15 protein-coding genes are annotated in these 16,300 nt (G+C 68.5%); 6 read left to right on the top strand and 9 right to left on the bottom strand.

Annotation, left to right across the window (positions count from 1 at the left end; genetic code table 11):
* Window positions 1–72: 72 nt before the first annotated feature.
* The 3 genes from WS89_RS06735 (at window position 73) to WS89_RS06725 (ending at window position 2,600) form a co-directional block, all read left to right on the top strand.
* Window positions 73–879, top strand: a complete 807-nt coding sequence (locus tag WS89_RS06735; RefSeq protein WP_059790047.1) for a DinB family protein — start codon at window positions 73–75, stop codon at window positions 877–879.
* Complete coding sequence (locus WS89_RS06730) at window positions 876–1,616, top strand: alpha/beta fold hydrolase (protein WP_059790045.1); 741 nt, start codon at window positions 876–878, stop codon at window positions 1,614–1,616. Before WS89_RS06735 ends, WS89_RS06730 begins: the two co-directional genes overlap by 4 nt.
* A 108-nt stretch (window positions 1,617–1,724) precedes the next feature.
* Entirely contained in the window at window positions 1,725–2,600 is an 876-nt protein-coding gene (locus WS89_RS06725; protein WP_179949850.1) for an alpha/beta hydrolase, read from the top strand.
* Window positions 2,601–2,753: 153 nt separating this feature from the next.
* On the opposite strand, the gene WS89_RS06720 is transcribed toward WS89_RS06725, so the two are convergent.
* Complete coding sequence (locus tag WS89_RS06720; RefSeq protein WP_059502751.1) at window positions 2,754–2,984, bottom strand: hypothetical protein; 231 nt, start codon at window positions 2,982–2,984, stop codon at window positions 2,754–2,756.
* A 207-nt stretch (window positions 2,985–3,191) separates the two neighbouring features.
* Window positions 3,192–4,091 carry a hypothetical protein gene (locus tag WS89_RS06715; RefSeq protein ID WP_059790041.1) on the bottom strand — a complete coding sequence of 300 codons (900 nt, stop codon included), beginning with the start codon at window positions 4,089–4,091 and terminating at the stop codon, window positions 3,192–3,194.
* A 78-nt stretch (window positions 4,092–4,169) separates the two neighbouring features.
* On the opposite strand from WS89_RS06715, the gene WS89_RS06710 reads away from it, so the two are divergent.
* Entirely contained in the window at window positions 4,170–4,508 is a 339-nt protein-coding gene (locus WS89_RS06710; protein ID WP_059502228.1) for a helix-turn-helix domain-containing protein, read from the top strand.
* Between the two features lie 336 nt (window positions 4,509–4,844).
* Here the strand turns inward: WS89_RS06710 and pqqE are convergent, their stop codons facing one another.
* The 6 genes from pqqE to WS89_RS06685 all read right to left on the bottom strand — a co-directional run bounded on the left by pqqE (window position 4,845) and on the right by WS89_RS06685 (window position 10,390).
* Window positions 4,845–5,984: a pyrroloquinoline quinone biosynthesis protein PqqE gene (gene pqqE, locus WS89_RS06705; RefSeq protein ID WP_059790039.1), complete on the bottom strand. Its 1,140-nt coding sequence runs from the start codon at window positions 5,982–5,984 to the stop codon at window positions 4,845–4,847.
* A 1-nt stretch (window position 5,985) separates the two neighbouring features.
* Complete coding sequence (gene pqqD / locus WS89_RS06700; protein WP_006480620.1) at window positions 5,986–6,267, bottom strand: pyrroloquinoline quinone biosynthesis peptide chaperone PqqD; 282 nt, start codon at window positions 6,265–6,267, stop codon at window positions 5,986–5,988.
* Window positions 6,264–6,983 (bottom strand): pyrroloquinoline-quinone synthase PqqC, encoded by a 720-nt coding sequence (pqqC, locus tag WS89_RS06695; RefSeq protein WP_059790080.1) that lies wholly within the window; start codon window positions 6,981–6,983, stop codon window positions 6,264–6,266. The genes pqqD and pqqC overlap by 4 nt, the downstream gene beginning before the upstream one ends.
* Before the next feature lie 2 nt (window positions 6,984–6,985).
* Window positions 6,986–7,909, bottom strand: coding sequence for a pyrroloquinoline quinone biosynthesis protein PqqB (gene pqqB, locus WS89_RS06690; RefSeq protein WP_059502223.1), 924 nt, complete (start codon window positions 7,907–7,909; stop codon window positions 6,986–6,988).
* Window positions 7,910–7,970: 61 nt separating this feature from the next.
* Window positions 7,971–8,045 (bottom strand): pyrroloquinoline quinone precursor peptide PqqA, encoded by a 75-nt coding sequence (pqqA, locus tag WS89_RS31945; protein ID WP_006485436.1) that lies wholly within the window; start codon window positions 8,043–8,045, stop codon window positions 7,971–7,973.
* A gap of 314 nt (window positions 8,046–8,359) precedes the next feature.
* Window positions 8,360–10,390, bottom strand: coding sequence for a sigma-54-dependent Fis family transcriptional regulator (locus WS89_RS06685; RefSeq protein ID WP_059790036.1), 2,031 nt, complete (start codon window positions 10,388–10,390; stop codon window positions 8,360–8,362).
* A gap of 307 nt (window positions 10,391–10,697) precedes the next feature.
* Between WS89_RS06685 and WS89_RS06680 the strand changes: the two genes are divergently transcribed.
* Window positions 10,698–11,714, top strand: a complete 1,017-nt coding sequence (locus WS89_RS06680; RefSeq protein WP_059790035.1) for an alpha/beta fold hydrolase — start codon at window positions 10,698–10,700, stop codon at window positions 11,712–11,714.
* A 54-nt stretch (window positions 11,715–11,768) separates the two neighbouring features.
* Here WS89_RS06680 and WS89_RS06675 read toward each other — a convergent pair whose 3' ends face one another.
* A complete protein-coding gene (locus WS89_RS06675) occupies window positions 11,769–14,099 on the bottom strand; it encodes a TonB-dependent receptor (protein ID WP_059790078.1) in 2,331 nt (776 codons plus the stop codon).
* A 431-nt stretch (window positions 14,100–14,530) separates the two neighbouring features.
* Here WS89_RS06675 and WS89_RS06670 point away from each other — a divergent pair, with 431 nt between their 5' ends.
* On the top strand, window positions 14,531–16,252 hold the full coding sequence (locus WS89_RS06670; protein ID WP_059790076.1) for a methanol/ethanol family PQQ-dependent dehydrogenase: 1,722 nt from the start codon (window positions 14,531–14,533) through the stop codon (window positions 16,250–16,252).
* Window positions 16,253–16,300: the final 48 nt, after the last annotated feature.

The raw sequence follows: 16,300 nt of genomic DNA, 5'->3' as shown, positions 1-16,300 counted from the left end.
TCAAACGTGACGGTTGACGAAGCCCTGCCTAGTAACGTATCGTTTTGACACGTTACTAGGCAGGGCTTCGTCATGCATTCCCGTTTCGACCGTTTCCGCTCCACCGCGCTCGGCGCCCAGCTCGAAGCGTTGATCGATCGGCCCGAGCGCTATCTCGAGTTCGCGGCGCTGTCGCGTGTCGGCGTCGCCGCGATCGGCGCGATCCAGGACGAGATCGCGCGCACGTTCCCCGAAGTCGAAGCCGACACGACGGCCCGCCAGTTCTGCGGTGCGATGGTCGCCGACGTCATGCGCCGCCACGGCCATGAGGTCGTGCAGGCGCGCGGGCGGCTCGGCGGTGCGCCGTTCAGCTATGGCGCGGTATTCAGCGCGTACCCGCACCGGCTGCCGTTCGCCGACGTCGTCGCCGCGCTGGCTCGCATGCCCGCCCGGCTCGCCGCCTATGCGACGCATGTGCCGGCGGCGCTGGCCGTGCGCCGCCCGGCCGGCACCGGCTTCTCGCTCGTCGAACACGCATGCCACCTGCGCGATCTCGATGCGGTGTTCGCCGCGCGCATCGACGCCGTGTGTACGGCCGAGTTGTCCATGATCGAATCCGTCGACGGCACTGCGCTCGCCGCGCAACGCGACTATCTCGCGCAGCCGCTCGATGTCGCGGTGGCGGCGTTCGGCCGCGGCCGCGCCGCGCTGTGCGCCACCGCGGCCGCGCTGGAACCGTCGCAACTCGCACGCTGCGGGCTGCGCGACGGCATCCGCCGCATGTCGCTCGACGAACTCGTGCGCGAGCTGCTCGACCACGACCGCACGCACGTGCTCGAACTCGACGAACTGCTCGCCGAACTCGAATTGCCGCCGCTTCATTCGATGCACGCCGCATGATCCCGTCCACCCCCGTCGTCTTCATTCACGGTTTCATCGGCACGTTCGACGTGCGCGGATGGAACGGCCCGCATCTCTGCCCCGACCTGCTCGGCTACGGTTCGCATCGCGCCACGCCGCCCGACGCGATCTCGCTTGCCGCGCAGGTCGAACACGTGCGGCAAACCGTCGATACGTACTTCGGCATGCAGCCGGTCGATGTCGTCGGCCATTCGGTCGGCGGCGCGATCGCGATGCTGTTCGCGCAGGCGCACCCCGAACGGGTGCGGCGTATCGTCAACGTCGAAGGCAATTTCACGCTCGACGATGCGTTCTGGTCGGCATCGGTCGGCCGCATGACGCCGGGCGAAGCCGATGCGATGCTCGACGGCCTGCGTGCGGCTCCGCTCGACTGGCTGCGCGGCGCGATCGACGCACCGTCGCCGCGCCAGCTCGACGACGCCCGCCGCTGGCTCGCGCATCAGCCGGCATCGACGCTGCGTGCGATGGGCCGCTCGGTGATCGAGACGACCGGCGCCGCGGGCTACCTGCCGGCGCTCGCGCAGGTGTTCGAGCGTCACCCCGTCTGGCTGATCGCCGGCGAACGCTCGCGCGCGGGCTGGCACGTGCCCGAACACGCGCTCGCGCGCTGCGCCGGCTTCGACACGATCGCCGGCAGCGGGCACCTGGTCGCGGCCGAGCAGCCCGATGCATTGCGCGCCGCCATCGCGCGCATCGTATGCAAGCCGTCCGCCTGACAACCCGTAGGATTCGCCGAAATATGGTTGAAAGGCGCGGTTGCTAGAGTCGCCGGAACAGGGTTTTCCCGGCCTCCGGCCGGACTGGGTCGACATATGCAAGGATCGATGCGCCTGGCACGTACCTTCTGGCTCCTTCTGCTGCTCGCCGTCACGAGCCCTGCTTTCGCCTTCCATGCGCGGGTCGTCGCGATCCCGAGCGCCGCGATGAGCGAGACGCTGAAGGCCACCATCGTGCTGCCCGACGACTACGCGCGCGACAACCACGGCGAACGTTACCCCGTCGTCTATCTGCTGCACGGCTCGGGCGGCGACCATACCGACTGGACGTCGAACACGCACATCGCCGCGCTGGCCGACCGCTATCGCGTGATCCTCGTGATGCCCGACGGCGGACACGAAAGCTGGTACATCGACAGCCCGTTCGATTCAGGCAGCCGCTACGAGACCTTCGTCGGCGACGAAGTCGTGTCCTATGTCGACCTGCATTTCCGCACGATCGCGGCCCAGCACGCGCGCGCGATCACCGGGCTCAGCATGGGCGGCTTCGGCGCCCTGCGCATCGCGCTCGACCGGCCCGACACGTTCGGCGCGGTCGGCAGCATCAGCGGCGCGGTCGATCCGCGCTGCTGCACGGACGAGCCGGGGATCGCCCACGTGTTCGGCGATCCCGATCGCCATCCGTCATTCTGGAATCGCAACGTGATCGTCGAAAGCGCGCGGGCGTTCGTGCGCGCGCATCTCGACCTGACGATCGATTGCGGCCGCGACGATGCCTTCGTCGGCTCGAACCGCACGCTGCACGAACGGCTCGTCGCGCTCGGCGTGCCGCACGACTATGCGGAGCGGCCGGGCGGCCATACGTGGGATTACTGGGCGAATGCGATCCGCTATCAGATGCGGTTTTTCGCGACCTCGTTCCAGCATCGCGGCTACGCGTCTCGTGCCGCGCCGTCCACGCCGGGCATGACACGCGCGGGCTGACGCACGGCTTCCGTTACGGCGGCGATCCGGCCGACGCCTGCCCGACGCCGGAAATCGAAACGGGATGACGAACCGGCATGCCGGGCATGAACGCCCGACAAGAAGATGAATGCGCGCCGCTCGACGCGCGACACCAGAGAAACGACGAAGCCGTCAGTTGTCGTGCGCGGCACTCGCGCCGACGATGCGATCGAAGAATTCCTGTGCACGCGCCAGCTCGTCGAGCGCGCGATCGAGACGCGACATCGCGCGTGCGTATTCGGCCGACGAGCCGTCGTCGTCGCTTTCGCCGCGCACCGCGCGAAACGCCCGATCCACGTTGCGCGTCGCTTCGACGAAGCGTTGTGCGGCTCGCGCTTCCCGCGAACAGATGTGGGTCGACATCGACACTTCTCCCTCAGGATTGCAGTGTGAAGCACGCCGACGCTCAGTGTGCGTGATACGCATGTCGGCGGCGTGAACCACGCCCCGTCGCGTGGCGACGTATCGGCCGCGGCACCGCGCGCTTCGTGCCGATTGTCGCTCCGCGTTCGCCGATCCGCTACGGAGAGATTGCAACAAATTCTTGCGCGAACGATTTCGCGCGTGGCGTCACGCGCGCCCGATGCGCGGATGGGCGAGCCCGGCGAACGCAGCCGCCTCACCCGGCGACAGGTCGAACAGATCGCCGGTGAGATCGCGCGGATGCTCGACCGCCGGCCGGTTGCGCATGCGCGCGACGTGCGTGGGCGCCACATACGCGGCCGCCGTTTCGATCGGCGGCACATCGAACAGATCGCGCGTGACGCCGCGCACGGCGTCCGTCGGCGAACGGCCGCGCAAGCGCGCGACCAGCTCGACGAAGCGATCGAAATCGCCCGCGCGCGTGGCCTTGTTCACTTCCGCGAGATCGCGCGCCTTCAGCACGCACGGCTGCGCGAGCCGCACGAAATACGGTGCTTCGAGCTCCACCGACAGCGCGAGCGGATAGCTCTTGCCCGTCTGCTCCTTCGCACGCCCGATGCAGTCGACCACGGCCGCTCCCTGCGCGGCGCCCAGCGGCCTGCCGGTGCTCACGCTGCGCAGGTGGTCGGGAAACACGCGCAACTGCGTGCCGACCGTCAGCGCGGTGGACGATGCGCACACGAGCGCGTAGTGCTGCTCGCGGCGCCGGCCCGACGGCAACGTCGAACGGCTGGCGATGAACGTGTGCGGCGGCAAAGGCCGCACCTGCCCGCTTGCGTCGACCCACGCATTCCACAGCAGCGCGTCCTTGCGCTCGCCCGCGCGCGAGCGCGACGCGACCGGCGAAAACAGCGCGAGCAGCGAGCCCGTGCGATGCGCGGCGACTTGCGCGCTGTTGCCGAGCGGCTGGTTGATGCCCCACAGAAAGCGCCCGCCCCCGAGCCGGCGCTCCCATTCCTTGCGGAGCACGACGGTCGGCAGTTCCTCACCGGACTCGGTACCGATCTTGGTCCAGCAGAACGTGGGGGGGAGGTGTTTCAGTGTCATCAACTTTCTCGGGATACAGCCTCGCTGTCGACAGCAAGCCCATTCAACAGCCGTAACTGTATAGGTATAATGCATCGCATGGAAGCCCCGGACCAAGATTTTCCCGTTCAAGACCTGTTGCGCCGCTTGATGGCAGATACGCGCTCGTCCAGCGAAATCGCGCGACTTTCCGGGGTCAGCCAGCCAACCGTGTCGCGCCTTCGGCTGTCGAACGGGCGCCGGCTGCGCCGCAGCGCGCCATTCAACAAGCTATGCAGTTTCTATGGTGTCGAGACGGAGCCGTCGCGCCGCCGGTACAACGACCTGCTGCGCGACGCGATCGTCGACGCGTGGGATGGCTCGGACGAGCACGGCCGGGCGCTGCTGGTCGTGATTCAAGGGCTGAAGGATTTGCAGGCGAAGGCCGATGACGGGTGATGTCGCCGACGTGCCCGGTCATTCGTCGAGATTGAATGTGATCGGTGCGCGCGCCCGCGCCGGCGACGGCGCACCGTTTTTCGCGTGCGTCGCGCAGCGGCTCGCCAGCCCCGCGTCGCGCGCCGCGGCATCGAGGCACGAATAGCCGCAGCCGGTCGCGACACGTGCGGCGACCACCCGGCCTGCCGCATCGGGTCCCCGTCCGGCGTTCAGCCGTCCTCGCACGCGAAAATCGCGCGTCGCCAACGATATGAAGAGGACTGCGTAGCGATCGTCCCGATATCCATCGCGTCGCGCTGTGTCGCTCGCCCTGCCACTGTCCCCGGCCGTATCCCGTCAGCCGTCGCACGCCGCACCGCATTGCGCGAGCGAATTCTCCTTGCTGCGAAATACCAGCGGCTGTTCGTCGCGCGGCGCACGACGTCGTGCGAACTGCACGGCCTGTTCGATCCGGTCGTGATGCGCGGACTTCGCGCACACCGGATCGGCCTCTTTCGGGTCGCCGGCCAGCAGGTAGGCCTGGCACCGGCAACCGCCGTGATCCGCATGGCGCTCGTCGCACGTGCGGCACGGCGCTCTCATCCAGTCTTCGCCGCGAAACGCGTTGAACGCATCGCTGTCGTACCAGATTTCCCGCAGCGCGCGGTCGCGCACGTTCGGCAACGCGAGCCCCGGCAGCGACCGCGCGGCATGACACGGCAGCGCGGTGCCGTCCGGTGCGACGCCGAGGAACACCGAGCCCCAGCCGTTCATGCAGGCCTTCGGGCGGCGCTCGAAATAGTCGGGCACGACGAACAGGATCTTGCAGCGCTCGCCGATCAGCTTGCGATAGCGGTTGACCGTTTCCTCGGCCTCGCGCACCTGCTCGACGGTCGGCATCAGTTGGTCGCGATTGAGCATCGCCCAGCCGTAGTACTGCGTGTTCGCCAGTTCCAGGTAATCGGCGCCGAGATCGAGCGCCATCTCGATGATCTGCCCCACGTGCGGCAGGTTGTAGCGATGCAGCACGCAGTTGAGCACCATCGGGTAGCCGTGCGCCTTGATCAGCCGCGCCACGTCGCGCTTCAGCTCGAACGTGCGCGTGCTGGTCAGGAAATCGTTCAGCTCGCGCGTCGAATCCTGCAGCGACAACTGGATGTGGTCGAGCCCGGCGGCCTTGAGCCGCTCGATGCGCGCGACGTTCAGCCCGATGCCCGACGTGATCAGGTTCGTATAGAAGCCAAGGCCGCGCGCATGCGCGACGAGCGTCTCGAGGTCGCCGCGCTGCAGCGGCTCGCCGCCCGAGAAGCCGATTTGCGCGGCGCCGAGCGCGCGCGCATCACTGATGACCGTGCGCCATGCGTCGGTATCGAGTTCCGCGCCGTGAGTCGCGAAATCGATCGGGTTGTAGCAGAACGCGCAGTGCAACGGGCAGCGGTACGTGAGTTCCGCGAGCAGCCACAGCGGCGCGGACGGACGGGGCGTGTCGGGCGTCATGTCAGTCCAGCCAGCCGCGCAGTCGCGCATGATCGAGAAAACGGTAGACGTCGGTCGCGAGATCCGATTGCATGAACAGGCGCTCGAGTTCGCCGATGATGTCGTCCAGTTCGCGCGTGCCGTCGCAGCGCGCGAGAATCTCGCCGGCACTCGGATTGAGCTTGACCATGCCCTCCGGATAGAGAAGTACGTACGCATCCTGGGCCGCCTCCCATTGCAGGCGGTACATGCCCCTGAGGCAGGGGCGCAGCGGCACGCCGCTGGCGGCTTCGATCGCATTCATTGGGGGTAGGCCTTTTCGACGGCGTCGAGCATCGACCACAGGATGTCGAGCTTGAATTGCAGAATGCCGAGCGCGCGCTGCTGGGCGTCCGGTGTCGTGAAATGCTGCAACGTGACCGCGAGCCCATGCTCGACGTCGCGCTGCGCGAGCGGCACGCGGCTGCGGAAGTAATGCAGCCCGGCCGGCTCGATCCACGGGTAATGCGACGGCCAGCCCGCGAGCCGGTCGAGATGAATCTGCGGTGCGAACATCTCGGTCAGCGACGAGCACACGGCTTCCTGCCACGGCGCGCGCCGCGCGAAATTCACGTACGCATCCACCGCGAAGCGGACGCCGGGCAGCACGTGTTCGAGCGACCACAGTTCGGCACGCGTGAGGCCGCACGCCTCGCCGAGCCGCACCCACGCCTCGATGCCGCCCTCGTTGTCGCCCTGCCCGTCGTGGTCGATCAGCCGCTGGATCCAGCGGCGCCGCGTATCGCGGTCGGCGCAGTTCGACAGGATCGCCGCATCCTTGAGCGGAATGCAGATCTGGTAGTAGAAGCGGTTCGCGACCCAGCCGCGGATCTGCGCGGGCGAACAGGCGCCGCTGTTGAGCCGCCGGTTGAACGGATGATGGATGTGATAGCGCGATTCGAGCGCACGCAGGCGCGCCTCGAATTCGGTCGCGGTCCAGGGCGTCGCGTGCAACGCCGTAGCGGGGATCGGTGCGTTCATCATCAGACCTGGAATTGCATGCCGTCGTGTGCGACGTCGATGCCATGCGCACGCAGGTGCGCGTGTTCGACGGAATGCGGATCGAGAATCGGGTTCGTGTTGTTGATGTGCGTGAGCACCTTGCGCGTTCGTGCGGGCAGCAGGTCGAGCCAGTCGATCATGCCGGGCCGCCCGCCTTCCGCGCACTGCGCGAGATGCCCCATGTCGGCCGCGTGCTTGCCCGACAGGCCGAGGTCGATCATCTCGGTCCCGGTCCAGAACGTGCCGTCCACCAGCACGAGATCGGCGCCGTCCATTGCCGCGCGCACGTCGTCGGTGACCGACGCGAGCCCCGGCGCATAGAACGCGCGCCGCCCGCTCGCGACGTCTTCGATCGACAGCGCGATGTTGTCGCCGGGCGCGGCCGCCGCGCGCCGCGGCGAATAAGGCGGCGGCTTGCTGTCGACGGCGATCGCGGTGAAACGGATCCCGCCCGCCGCCGGCACCGCGAACGGCTCGCCGGGCACGATCGTGTGCGCGGCGACGCCGCAGTAATGGCCGAGCAGCGGCACGAGCGGCAAGCCGGTCGACAGGTCGTCGAGCACCGGCGCGCTCGCGTAGAGCGGCAGCGGCGTCGAGCGCTCGCGCAGCATCAGCAGGCCCGTCACGTGATCGATCTGCGCGTCGCACAGCACGACGGCGGCGACGCCGCTGTCGCGGATCGCGCGCGCCGGTTGCAGGTCCGGATCCGCGCGCAACTGGGAAAGAATGTCGGGCGACGCGTTGACGAGGACCCAGTCGACGCCGTCGTCGCTGACCGCGATCGACGACTGCGTGCGCGGCAGCACGTGGCCGCTTCCGCTGCGCGCACGGCGGCAGTTCGCGCAATTGCAGTTCCATTGCGGCAGGCCGCCGCCGGCTCCCGAGCCGAGTATCTTGATCTTCATGGGCGTCAATTCCCGAGGCCGCCCGCGCCGACCACGGCGAAACGGGCGGCGCGCACGGCGATCAGCGGTTGGCGATGTACATCGTGATTTCGAAGCCGAAGCGCAGGTCGGTGTAAGACGGTGTCGTCCACTGCATGGTGTGTCTCCTGTCGAGTTGATGATCGAAGCGTTGCTGGATGGATCGAACGACCGCGGCAATCGAGCGGTCGGTTCCTGTTCAGCAAGGAGCGTGCCGAAGCCGTACTTCGGCGGCACGGCGGCCCTCGACGGCCGTCATCCGGGCATCGGGACGCAATCCTTACGAATAGCCGACACGATTCCCGCGAATACGTGCCGCCGCCCCGGCGGCACGCTGTCCGCGAGTGGTCACAAGTGTTGAATCGTTGAACACCGGTGTTGCAACTTGACACACCGGCTGTGACAGGTCGCGCACCGTGCGACGGCCGCGCGTCAGTCGCCGTCGGATGGATGGCGCCCCGCGTCGGCGGCCGGCATCTTCCGGTAGATCGTGTTGCGCGAGACGCCGAGCGCGCGCGCCGCGGCGGATACGTTGCCGCCATGACGCGCGAGCGCGGCGGCGATCGCGGACGCGGCGACATCCTGGAGACGCGCGTCGGCGGGCAGCGACGCGTCCGCGATGCGAGCCCCGACGCCCGCCGCGGCGAGCGCATCGGGCGTGGTCTGCACGGCCTGCGCGTCGGCGCGCCGCAGGTCGTCGAAGAAGTCGTCCGGCAGGTGCTCGCGCCGGATTTCGCCGTCGTCGTCGACCATGGCCGCCGCCGTGCGCAGCAGGTTGCCGAGCTGGCGGAAATTGCCCGGCCACGTGCAGCGCACGAACAGCGCCATCACGTCCGGCGCGACGGACAACGGCGGCCGGCCGGGGCCCGCGAACGCCTCGCGTTGCAGCATTTTCTGCACGACGACCGCGAGATCCGTGCGGTCGCGCAACGGCGGCAGGCGCACCACGAGGCCGTTGAGCCGGTAGTACAGATCCTCGCGAAAGCGGTTCTGCGCGATCATCTCGCGCAAATCGCGGTGGGTCGCGCAGATGATCGCGATGTCCACGGCGATCGTCTTCGTCGACCCGAGCGGATTCACGAGGCGCTCCTGCAGCACGCGCAGCAGCCGCACCTGCAGCGGATACGGCATGTCGCCGATCTCGTCGAGGAACAGCGTGCCGCCGTTCGCCTGCAGCAGCTTGCCGATCGCCCCCTTGCGGCGCGCACCGGTGAACGCGCCCTCCTCGTAACCGAACAGCTCGGACTCGATCAGCGTCTCCGGAATCGACGCGCAGTTGACCGCGACGAACGGCGCGGCGCGGCGCGGCGAGTCGTTGTGGATCGCCTGCGCGAGCAGTTCCTTGCCGGTGCCGGTCTCGCCGGTGATCAGGATCGGGATGTCCTTGCCGATCACCTTGCGCACCTTCGCGATCACGCACGCGACCTGCGCGTCGCCGGTGTCGAGATAGTGGAGCCGCGACAAGCCGGCCGACGTGCCCGCGGCCGGCGCGGGCACCGCGTTCGAGTGTGCGGCCGGCGCCCCCGCGTCATGGACGTCGGTCGGCCGGCTGCCTTCGGCGAGCGTCGCGCGGCGAAAGTGCACGCGCGCGCAGACCACCGCGCCGTTGCCGAGATTCAGCATCAGGTGCCGGTCGGTGCTCGCGCGCATGCGGTCGATCAGTTGCGCACTGGTGATGTCGAACAGCGACGACAGCGTGTGCGCGCGCAGCGCGGCGAGCGGCATGCCGAGCTGGAACTGCGCGCTGCGATTGGCCGACAGGAAGCGGCCGTCCGCGGTGAACGCGACGATCCCCTCCATCAGCGTGCCGAGGAACTCGGGGCGGCCATGGAACGACACCTGCAGCGTTTCCTGGAAGGTCGTCGTAAACAGGTGATTCTCGATCATCTGCACCGACATCTTCGCAAGCGCCATCGTGTGCTGGTGATAGCTGCGGTGATCGCCCGTCACGTCGAGCACCCCGATCGCGTCGCCGTACGGATCGAGGATCGGCACGCTCGAACAGGTCAGGAAGCGGTTCGCGGCCAGGAAGTGCTGGTCGCCGTGGACGACCATCGGGCACAGCTCGGCCAGCGCCGTGCCGATCGCGTTGGTGCCCTGCCGGTTCTCCGCCCAGTTCGCGCCCGGGCGCAGCGCGACTTTCTCCGCGCGGCGCAGGAAATCGTCGTCGCCGATCGAATGCAGGATCAGGCCTTCCGCATCGGTCAGCACGATCATGCTCTGCGTGTTGACGATCTGCTCGTGCAGCGTCTCCATCACCGGCATCGCGTGCACGCACAGCACACGGTTCTGCTCGCGCTTGAGCACCAGCGCCGAGTTCGACAGCACGTCGTAGTCGGGCCGTGCCGACACCCGCAGGCCGAACGTCTCCGAGCGCTCATGGGCCTTCTGGATCGATGGTGCGGGCCAGCCAGCGGGATGCGCGGCCCGTGACCCGGCCGCCTGCTCTACGTCGTCGCGCATTGTCTCCTCCGGGGGATTCTTCCGGTCAACTGCCGGATGCTTTGCCGTCATTGCAAGCAAGCATCGGGCCACGCCGGCACCCGGATACGAATTGAAAGCACGATGTAATGAATCGTCCGGGTGCGGCGGCGTCGCGTCGCGCGACGGCCAAGGCTTTGTGATACCGCGATTTCCCGACGCGCGGCTACCCGTGCGAATCCGGAGCTTTCCGGCTGGCGCGTTTCTGGCTTCATCGCAGAACCCATCCGGTCGCCATGCCCAGCCGAGCGACGGTTGCCTCTTCCCATTCCGCCCGAACCCTATCGACATGACACGTCGCCCGATTCGATCCACGCCGTCGCCCGCGCCGCGGGCCTTGTCCGGCACGCCAGCGTCGCCGACCGCGCCCGTGCGCCGCCGCCTGCACCGCGACGCGCAATCGATCGCATTCGCCGTGGCCGGCACCGCGCACGGCCATCCGGTCGTCGTGCTGCACGGCGGGCCCGGCAGCGGCAGCCAGGCCGGCATCCTGCGGCTGTTCGATCTCACCTGCATGCGCGTCGTGCTCGTCGACCAGCGCGGTGCGGGCGCATCCGCTCCACGCGGCGGCACGCGCCACAACAACACCGCACAGTTGATCGCGGATCTGGAGGCGGTGCGCGAGCAGTTCGGCATTGCACGCTGGGGCGTCGTCGGCGGATCGTGGGGCGCCGCGCTCGCACTCGCGTATGCCGGCACGCATCCGGAGCGGGTGACGGGCGTCGTGCTGCGCGGCCTGTTCCTGACGTCGCCACGCGAAGTCCGCGGACTCTTCACGACTTCCCGTTCGCGGGCGCCGCGCGAATGGCGACGCCTGCATGCAGCGGCCGGCGGCGGCCGGCCGGATCGCCTGCTGTCGCGCTGCGCGCAGCGGCTGCGCCACGGCGCGGGCGCGGGCGGGCAGCGCGCCGTGGCGCTCGCGTGGCGCGCGTATGAAAACGCCGTCCTCGGATCGGCGCGCACGCGCCGCTCGCCCGTGCGCGCGATCCGTTCGGACAAGACCGTCGGCCGGCTGATCGACAAATACCGGATCCAGGCGCACTACCTGCAACACGATTGCTGGCTCGGCGAGCGCCGCGTGCTCGCGCTCGCGCGACGGGCCGCGCAAGCCCGCGTGCCGCTGTTCGCCGCGCACGGGATGGACGATCCCGTTTGCCCGGTCGACAATGTCGAGCGGCTCGCGCGAGCCGCTCCCGACGCGAAGATCGAATGCGTGAAGGCCGGGCATCTGGCAAGCGAGCCCGCGTTGGCGCGCAGCGTCGCACGCGCCGTGCATGCGATGTTCGCGACAGCGCCGTTCGCATGACGACTCCGCGCCCATTCGCGTCGTGACGCGATCACGCACGCGGCCGCGCGCCGCTCAATCCCACGCATAGCGCACGCCGACCCACGCGCCGCGCGGCGCGCCCGGCCCGACGAACTGCTCGTTCACCGGATGGGCGCCGTCGAACGTGTGGTTCGGCCCGTTGAAGAAATTCTGGCCGAGCGCGCCGAAGCTTGCGTAGCGCTTGTCGAACAGGTTCGTCACGCTCGCGAACACCTCGACCCGCTTCGTGACCCGGTAACGCATGTCGAGATCGACCAGCACGTAGCCCGCGATCCGGCCGTTCGCGTCGGCGTTGTTCTCGTCGCCGCGCGCGTACACGTCGCTGCGCCAGGTGACGTTCGCGCCGATGTCCCACGCACGCGTCGCCGCATAGTCGAGCCGCAGCTTCACCGTATGCGCGGGAATGCCGGGCACGCGGTCGCCCGGCTTGACCGTCACGTTGCCGTTCGCGTCAGCCGCCGAATTCGCGGGGCTGTGTTCGGTCCACGACGATCGGTAGGTCGCATCGACATGGCTGTACGACAGCCCGACACCGAGCGGACCGAGCCGCGTGCGGCCGGCGAGCTCGATACCCTGCCGCCGCGTGTCGCCGACGTTGCGGAAATAGCCCTGCGCGCTGGCCGGGCTGCTGATGAATTGAATGTCGTCGGTCAGCGTCGTGCGGTAGGCGGCGGCGCTCCAGGTCGTCGCCGCGCCGATGCGGCCGCGCACGCCGGCTTCGAACGTCTTCGAGATCACGGGCTTGAGCGCCGGGTCGGCGATGAAGTCGTTCGGCAGCGAACACGGTGCGGCCGGGTCCGCGCAGGCGAGCTCGATCGCGGTCGGCGAACGCATGCCTTCGTTGTAGGCCGCATATGCGGTGAAGCCCGCGACCGGGTTCCAGTTGAGCCCGACGGCCGGGTTGAAGCGCGAGAACACATGGTTGCCGTCGAGCAGCGGCTGCACGCCGCTCTCGTCGCCGATCCGCGCCTTCGACCAGTCGTAGCGGCCCGACAGCGTCAGCGTCCAGTGCGGCGTCAGCGACAGCGCATCGCTCAGGTATGCGCCGACATTCGCGTTGCGCGTCTTCGCGCTGGTCTGCCGGACGAAATCGCCGATGCCGATCGCCGCGCGCGCGTCGGTGAAAGACGCGTCCTGCGACGACGCGACGTAGCTCGAGTTCGCGATATCGGCCGACACGCCCGCGATCAGTTGATTCTCCATCCCGCCGAGCTTGCCGAGCAGCGTGAGCTGCACGCTGCCGCCGTAGCTGTCGGTGACGATCGTCGATTGCGCGTTGCGGCCCTGCACCGTGTCGACCGTACCGTCGTCGTCCACCGATCCGTAGTCCGTATTGTTGTTGCTGCTCGTGTTGGCATTGCGCAGGTGCCGGTAGTACGCATTGCCGCTCAACTCGACGTGCTCGCCGAAAAAGCGGTCGCCCGACAGCGTCAGGTAGCCGGCGCCGTTGCGGTTGCGGTCCGGATACGTATACGCCTGCTTCGGGTTGCCGAGGAACGAGCGCGGGATCGTCTGGGTGCCGGACAGCGTGTTGTCCGCGCCGCCTGCGGCGATCGACAGCGTCGTGTCCGCATCGGTGTAGCGCAGCTTGCCGAACGCCTGCCTCACGCGGCTCGCGTTGCGGTCGGCCCAGCCGCCGTCGTTCGCGACGTTCGCGCTCGCGTAGTAATCGAGGTTCGGGCCGATCGTCCCGCCCTGCTCGATACCCGCGGTCTTGCGGCCCCACGCGCCGCCCGACACCTCCGCTTCGCCGCCCGGGTTCGACCGGCCGTTCTTCGTCGTGATCGCAAGCGCACCGCCGAGCGTATTGCGCCCGTACACCGGGTTGGAGCCCGGAATCAGCTGCACGCGGTCGATCGCCTGCATGGGCAGGATGTCCCAGTTCACGACGTCGCCGAACGGCTCGTTCACGCGCACGCCGTCGACGAACACCGACAAGCCCTGCGGCGTGCCGAGCAGCGGCGACGCGGCGAAGCCGCGATAGTTGACGTCCGTCTGGTACGGGTTGCCCTGCGCGTCCGAGATCGTCACGCTCTGCAGGTTCGCGGCGAAGAAATCGGCGAGCGTCGCACGGTGCTGCACGTCGAGCTCGGCCGCCCGCACCGTCTGCACGTTCGCCGGCACCTTCGACAGCGGCGTGCCGATCCCGAGCAGCGGCGTCGTGCCGACCACGACCACCGCGGGCAGCACGACGGTCGAGGCGGGCAGCGCGGCCGCGGCGCCCTCCGCCTGCTGCTGCGCGCGCACGCCACCGGGCGGCAGGCCGCACAGCGCCAGCGCGCCGAGGGTCGTGCCGACGCATCGCACACGCCGGCCACGCCGCGTCGCGCCGTCGCGCCCGGTTGCCTTTGGCCTCCTGATCATTTCCGTTGTCTCCGCACTTGCATTGCGCCGGCCCGTGCGATGCACCGCGCGGCGACGGGTGTCGCGAAGCCGACGTGCGAGAACCGTGCCAGCCCCCGAGCAAGAGCGGCGCGCACTGCCCCGCCCATCGCGTCGGACCGGCATGCGCGCGACCGACGGCCCGCTGTTCCGCGGACTGCGCCACCTGTCATGTTTGGCAACACTTCGCGCGCGACGGTGTCCCTGAATGCAACACCTTCGTCGATCCGATGGCGCGCTGCGTCGTGCGACGCATCGCCTGCGATGCGCCGGTGCGCCGCGCCACACCGGCTTCCGGCCGCGATGGCATGCGACTTGCGTGACGGGCAGTGCACTCGGCCCGGAACCCCAACCGTGCCGGCGCGACGAATCGTTCGCGGCGCGGTGCGACCACAATGACCCAGGAGACAACCATGAAGAAACTCTCGGCTTCAGCGAGCCGGCTGGCGACGATCGGAATAGCAGTGGCGGCCGCCGTCGCGCTGAACCCCGGCCTCGTCGAAGCGGCCGCGGACTACCCTGCCGTGACCTACCAGCGCCTGACCGATGCACACGGCGACCCGGGCTGGCTGACTTACTACCGCACCTACGACGGCCGCTCGCATTCGCCGCTCAAGCAGATCGACACGTCGAACGCGAAGGATCTCAAGCAGGTGTGGGCGTACAAATTCCCCGCCGACCTGAAGCAAGGCTTCGAGGCCACGCCGATCGTCAACGGCAACTACCTGTTCGTGACGACGCCGAAGGACAACGTCTACGCGTTCGATGCGAAGACCGGCAAGCAGTTGTGGAAATACGAGCCGAGGCTCGGCGCCGCATCGTTCAAGACCGCGTGCTGCGACGTCGTCAACCGTGGCGTCGCGCTGTACGGCAAGAACGTCTACATCGCGATGCTGAACGGCGAAATCGCGGCGCTCGACGCGCAGAGCGGCAATCTCGTGTGGAAGAAGCAGATGTTCGAGCCGGGCCTCGGCTACGCGTTCTCGCTCGCGCCGCTCGCGATCGACGGCGCGATCGTCGTCGGCACGTCCGGCGGCGAATACGGCATTCGCGGCTACATCGCCGCGCTGAATCCGGAGGACGGCTCGCAGATCTGGAAACGCTACACGATCCCCGCCGCCGGCGAAAAGGGCGCGGAAACCTGGCCCGACGGCATGCAAAGCCATGGCGGCGGCGCAGCGTGGCTCACCGGCACGTACGACGCCGCGTCGCGCACGCTGTACTGGGGCGTCGGCAACCCCGGCCCATGGCTCGCGGCGCTGCGTCCCGGCGACAACCTGTATTCCGACTCGCTGCTCGCGCTCGATGCGAAGAGCGGCAACCTGAAGTGGCATTACCAGTACACGAACAACGACACGTGGGACTACGACGGCGTGAACGCGGCCGTCCTCGCGGACATCAAGTACAAGGGCAAGGACTACGACGCGATCATCCACGCCGACCGCAACGGCTTCTTCCACGCGATCGACCGCACGACCGGCAAGCTGATCTACGCGACGCCGTTCGTGAAGGCGTTGTCGGTCACCGGCTACACGGCCGACGGCAAGCCGATCCAGGACGCATCGAAGTTCCCGAAGGCCGGCACGACGATCGAAACGTGCCCGAGCTTCCTCGGCGGCAAGAACTGGTGGTCGATCTCGTACGACCAGGAACGCAACATCGCGGTCGTACCCGCGCTGCATGCGTGCATGAGCCTGACCGGCAAATCGGTCAGCTACATGGAAGGCCTGCCGTATCTCGGCGAAGGCTTCGAGATCAAGCCCGAGCCGGGCAGCGAAGGCTACGGCGAACTGACGGCCATCGACGTGAACACCGGCAAGAAGCTGTGGAGTCACTGGACGAAGAAGCCGTGGAACGGCGGCGTCGCGACCACGGCGAGCGGCCTCGCGTTCAGCGGCTCGCTCGACGGCCACCTGTACGCGTTCGATACGGCGACCGGCAAGGTGCTGTGGGAAAGCCCGCAACTGGCGAGCGGCATCATTTCGCAGCCGTCGGTGTACGAGGTCGACGGCAAGGAGTATGTCGCCGTGCTCGCTGGCTACGGCGGCGCAAACCCGATCTGGGGCGGCCCGATGGCCGACATCGCGAAGGACGTTCCGCGCGGCGGCACGCTCTACGTGTTCGCGCTCGACTGAACGGGCGCCACGCCCGAATCGCGCCCGAGTCGCGCCCGCATGCGCCCG

The sequence above is a fragment of the Burkholderia sp. MSMB1072 genome (assembly GCF_001524725.1).
In the GTDB taxonomy this organism is placed as follows: Bacteria; Pseudomonadota; Gammaproteobacteria; order Burkholderiales; family Burkholderiaceae; genus Burkholderia.
Note: the sequence above shows the minus strand (reverse complement) of the source record. Positions and strands in the feature narration are given on the sequence as shown.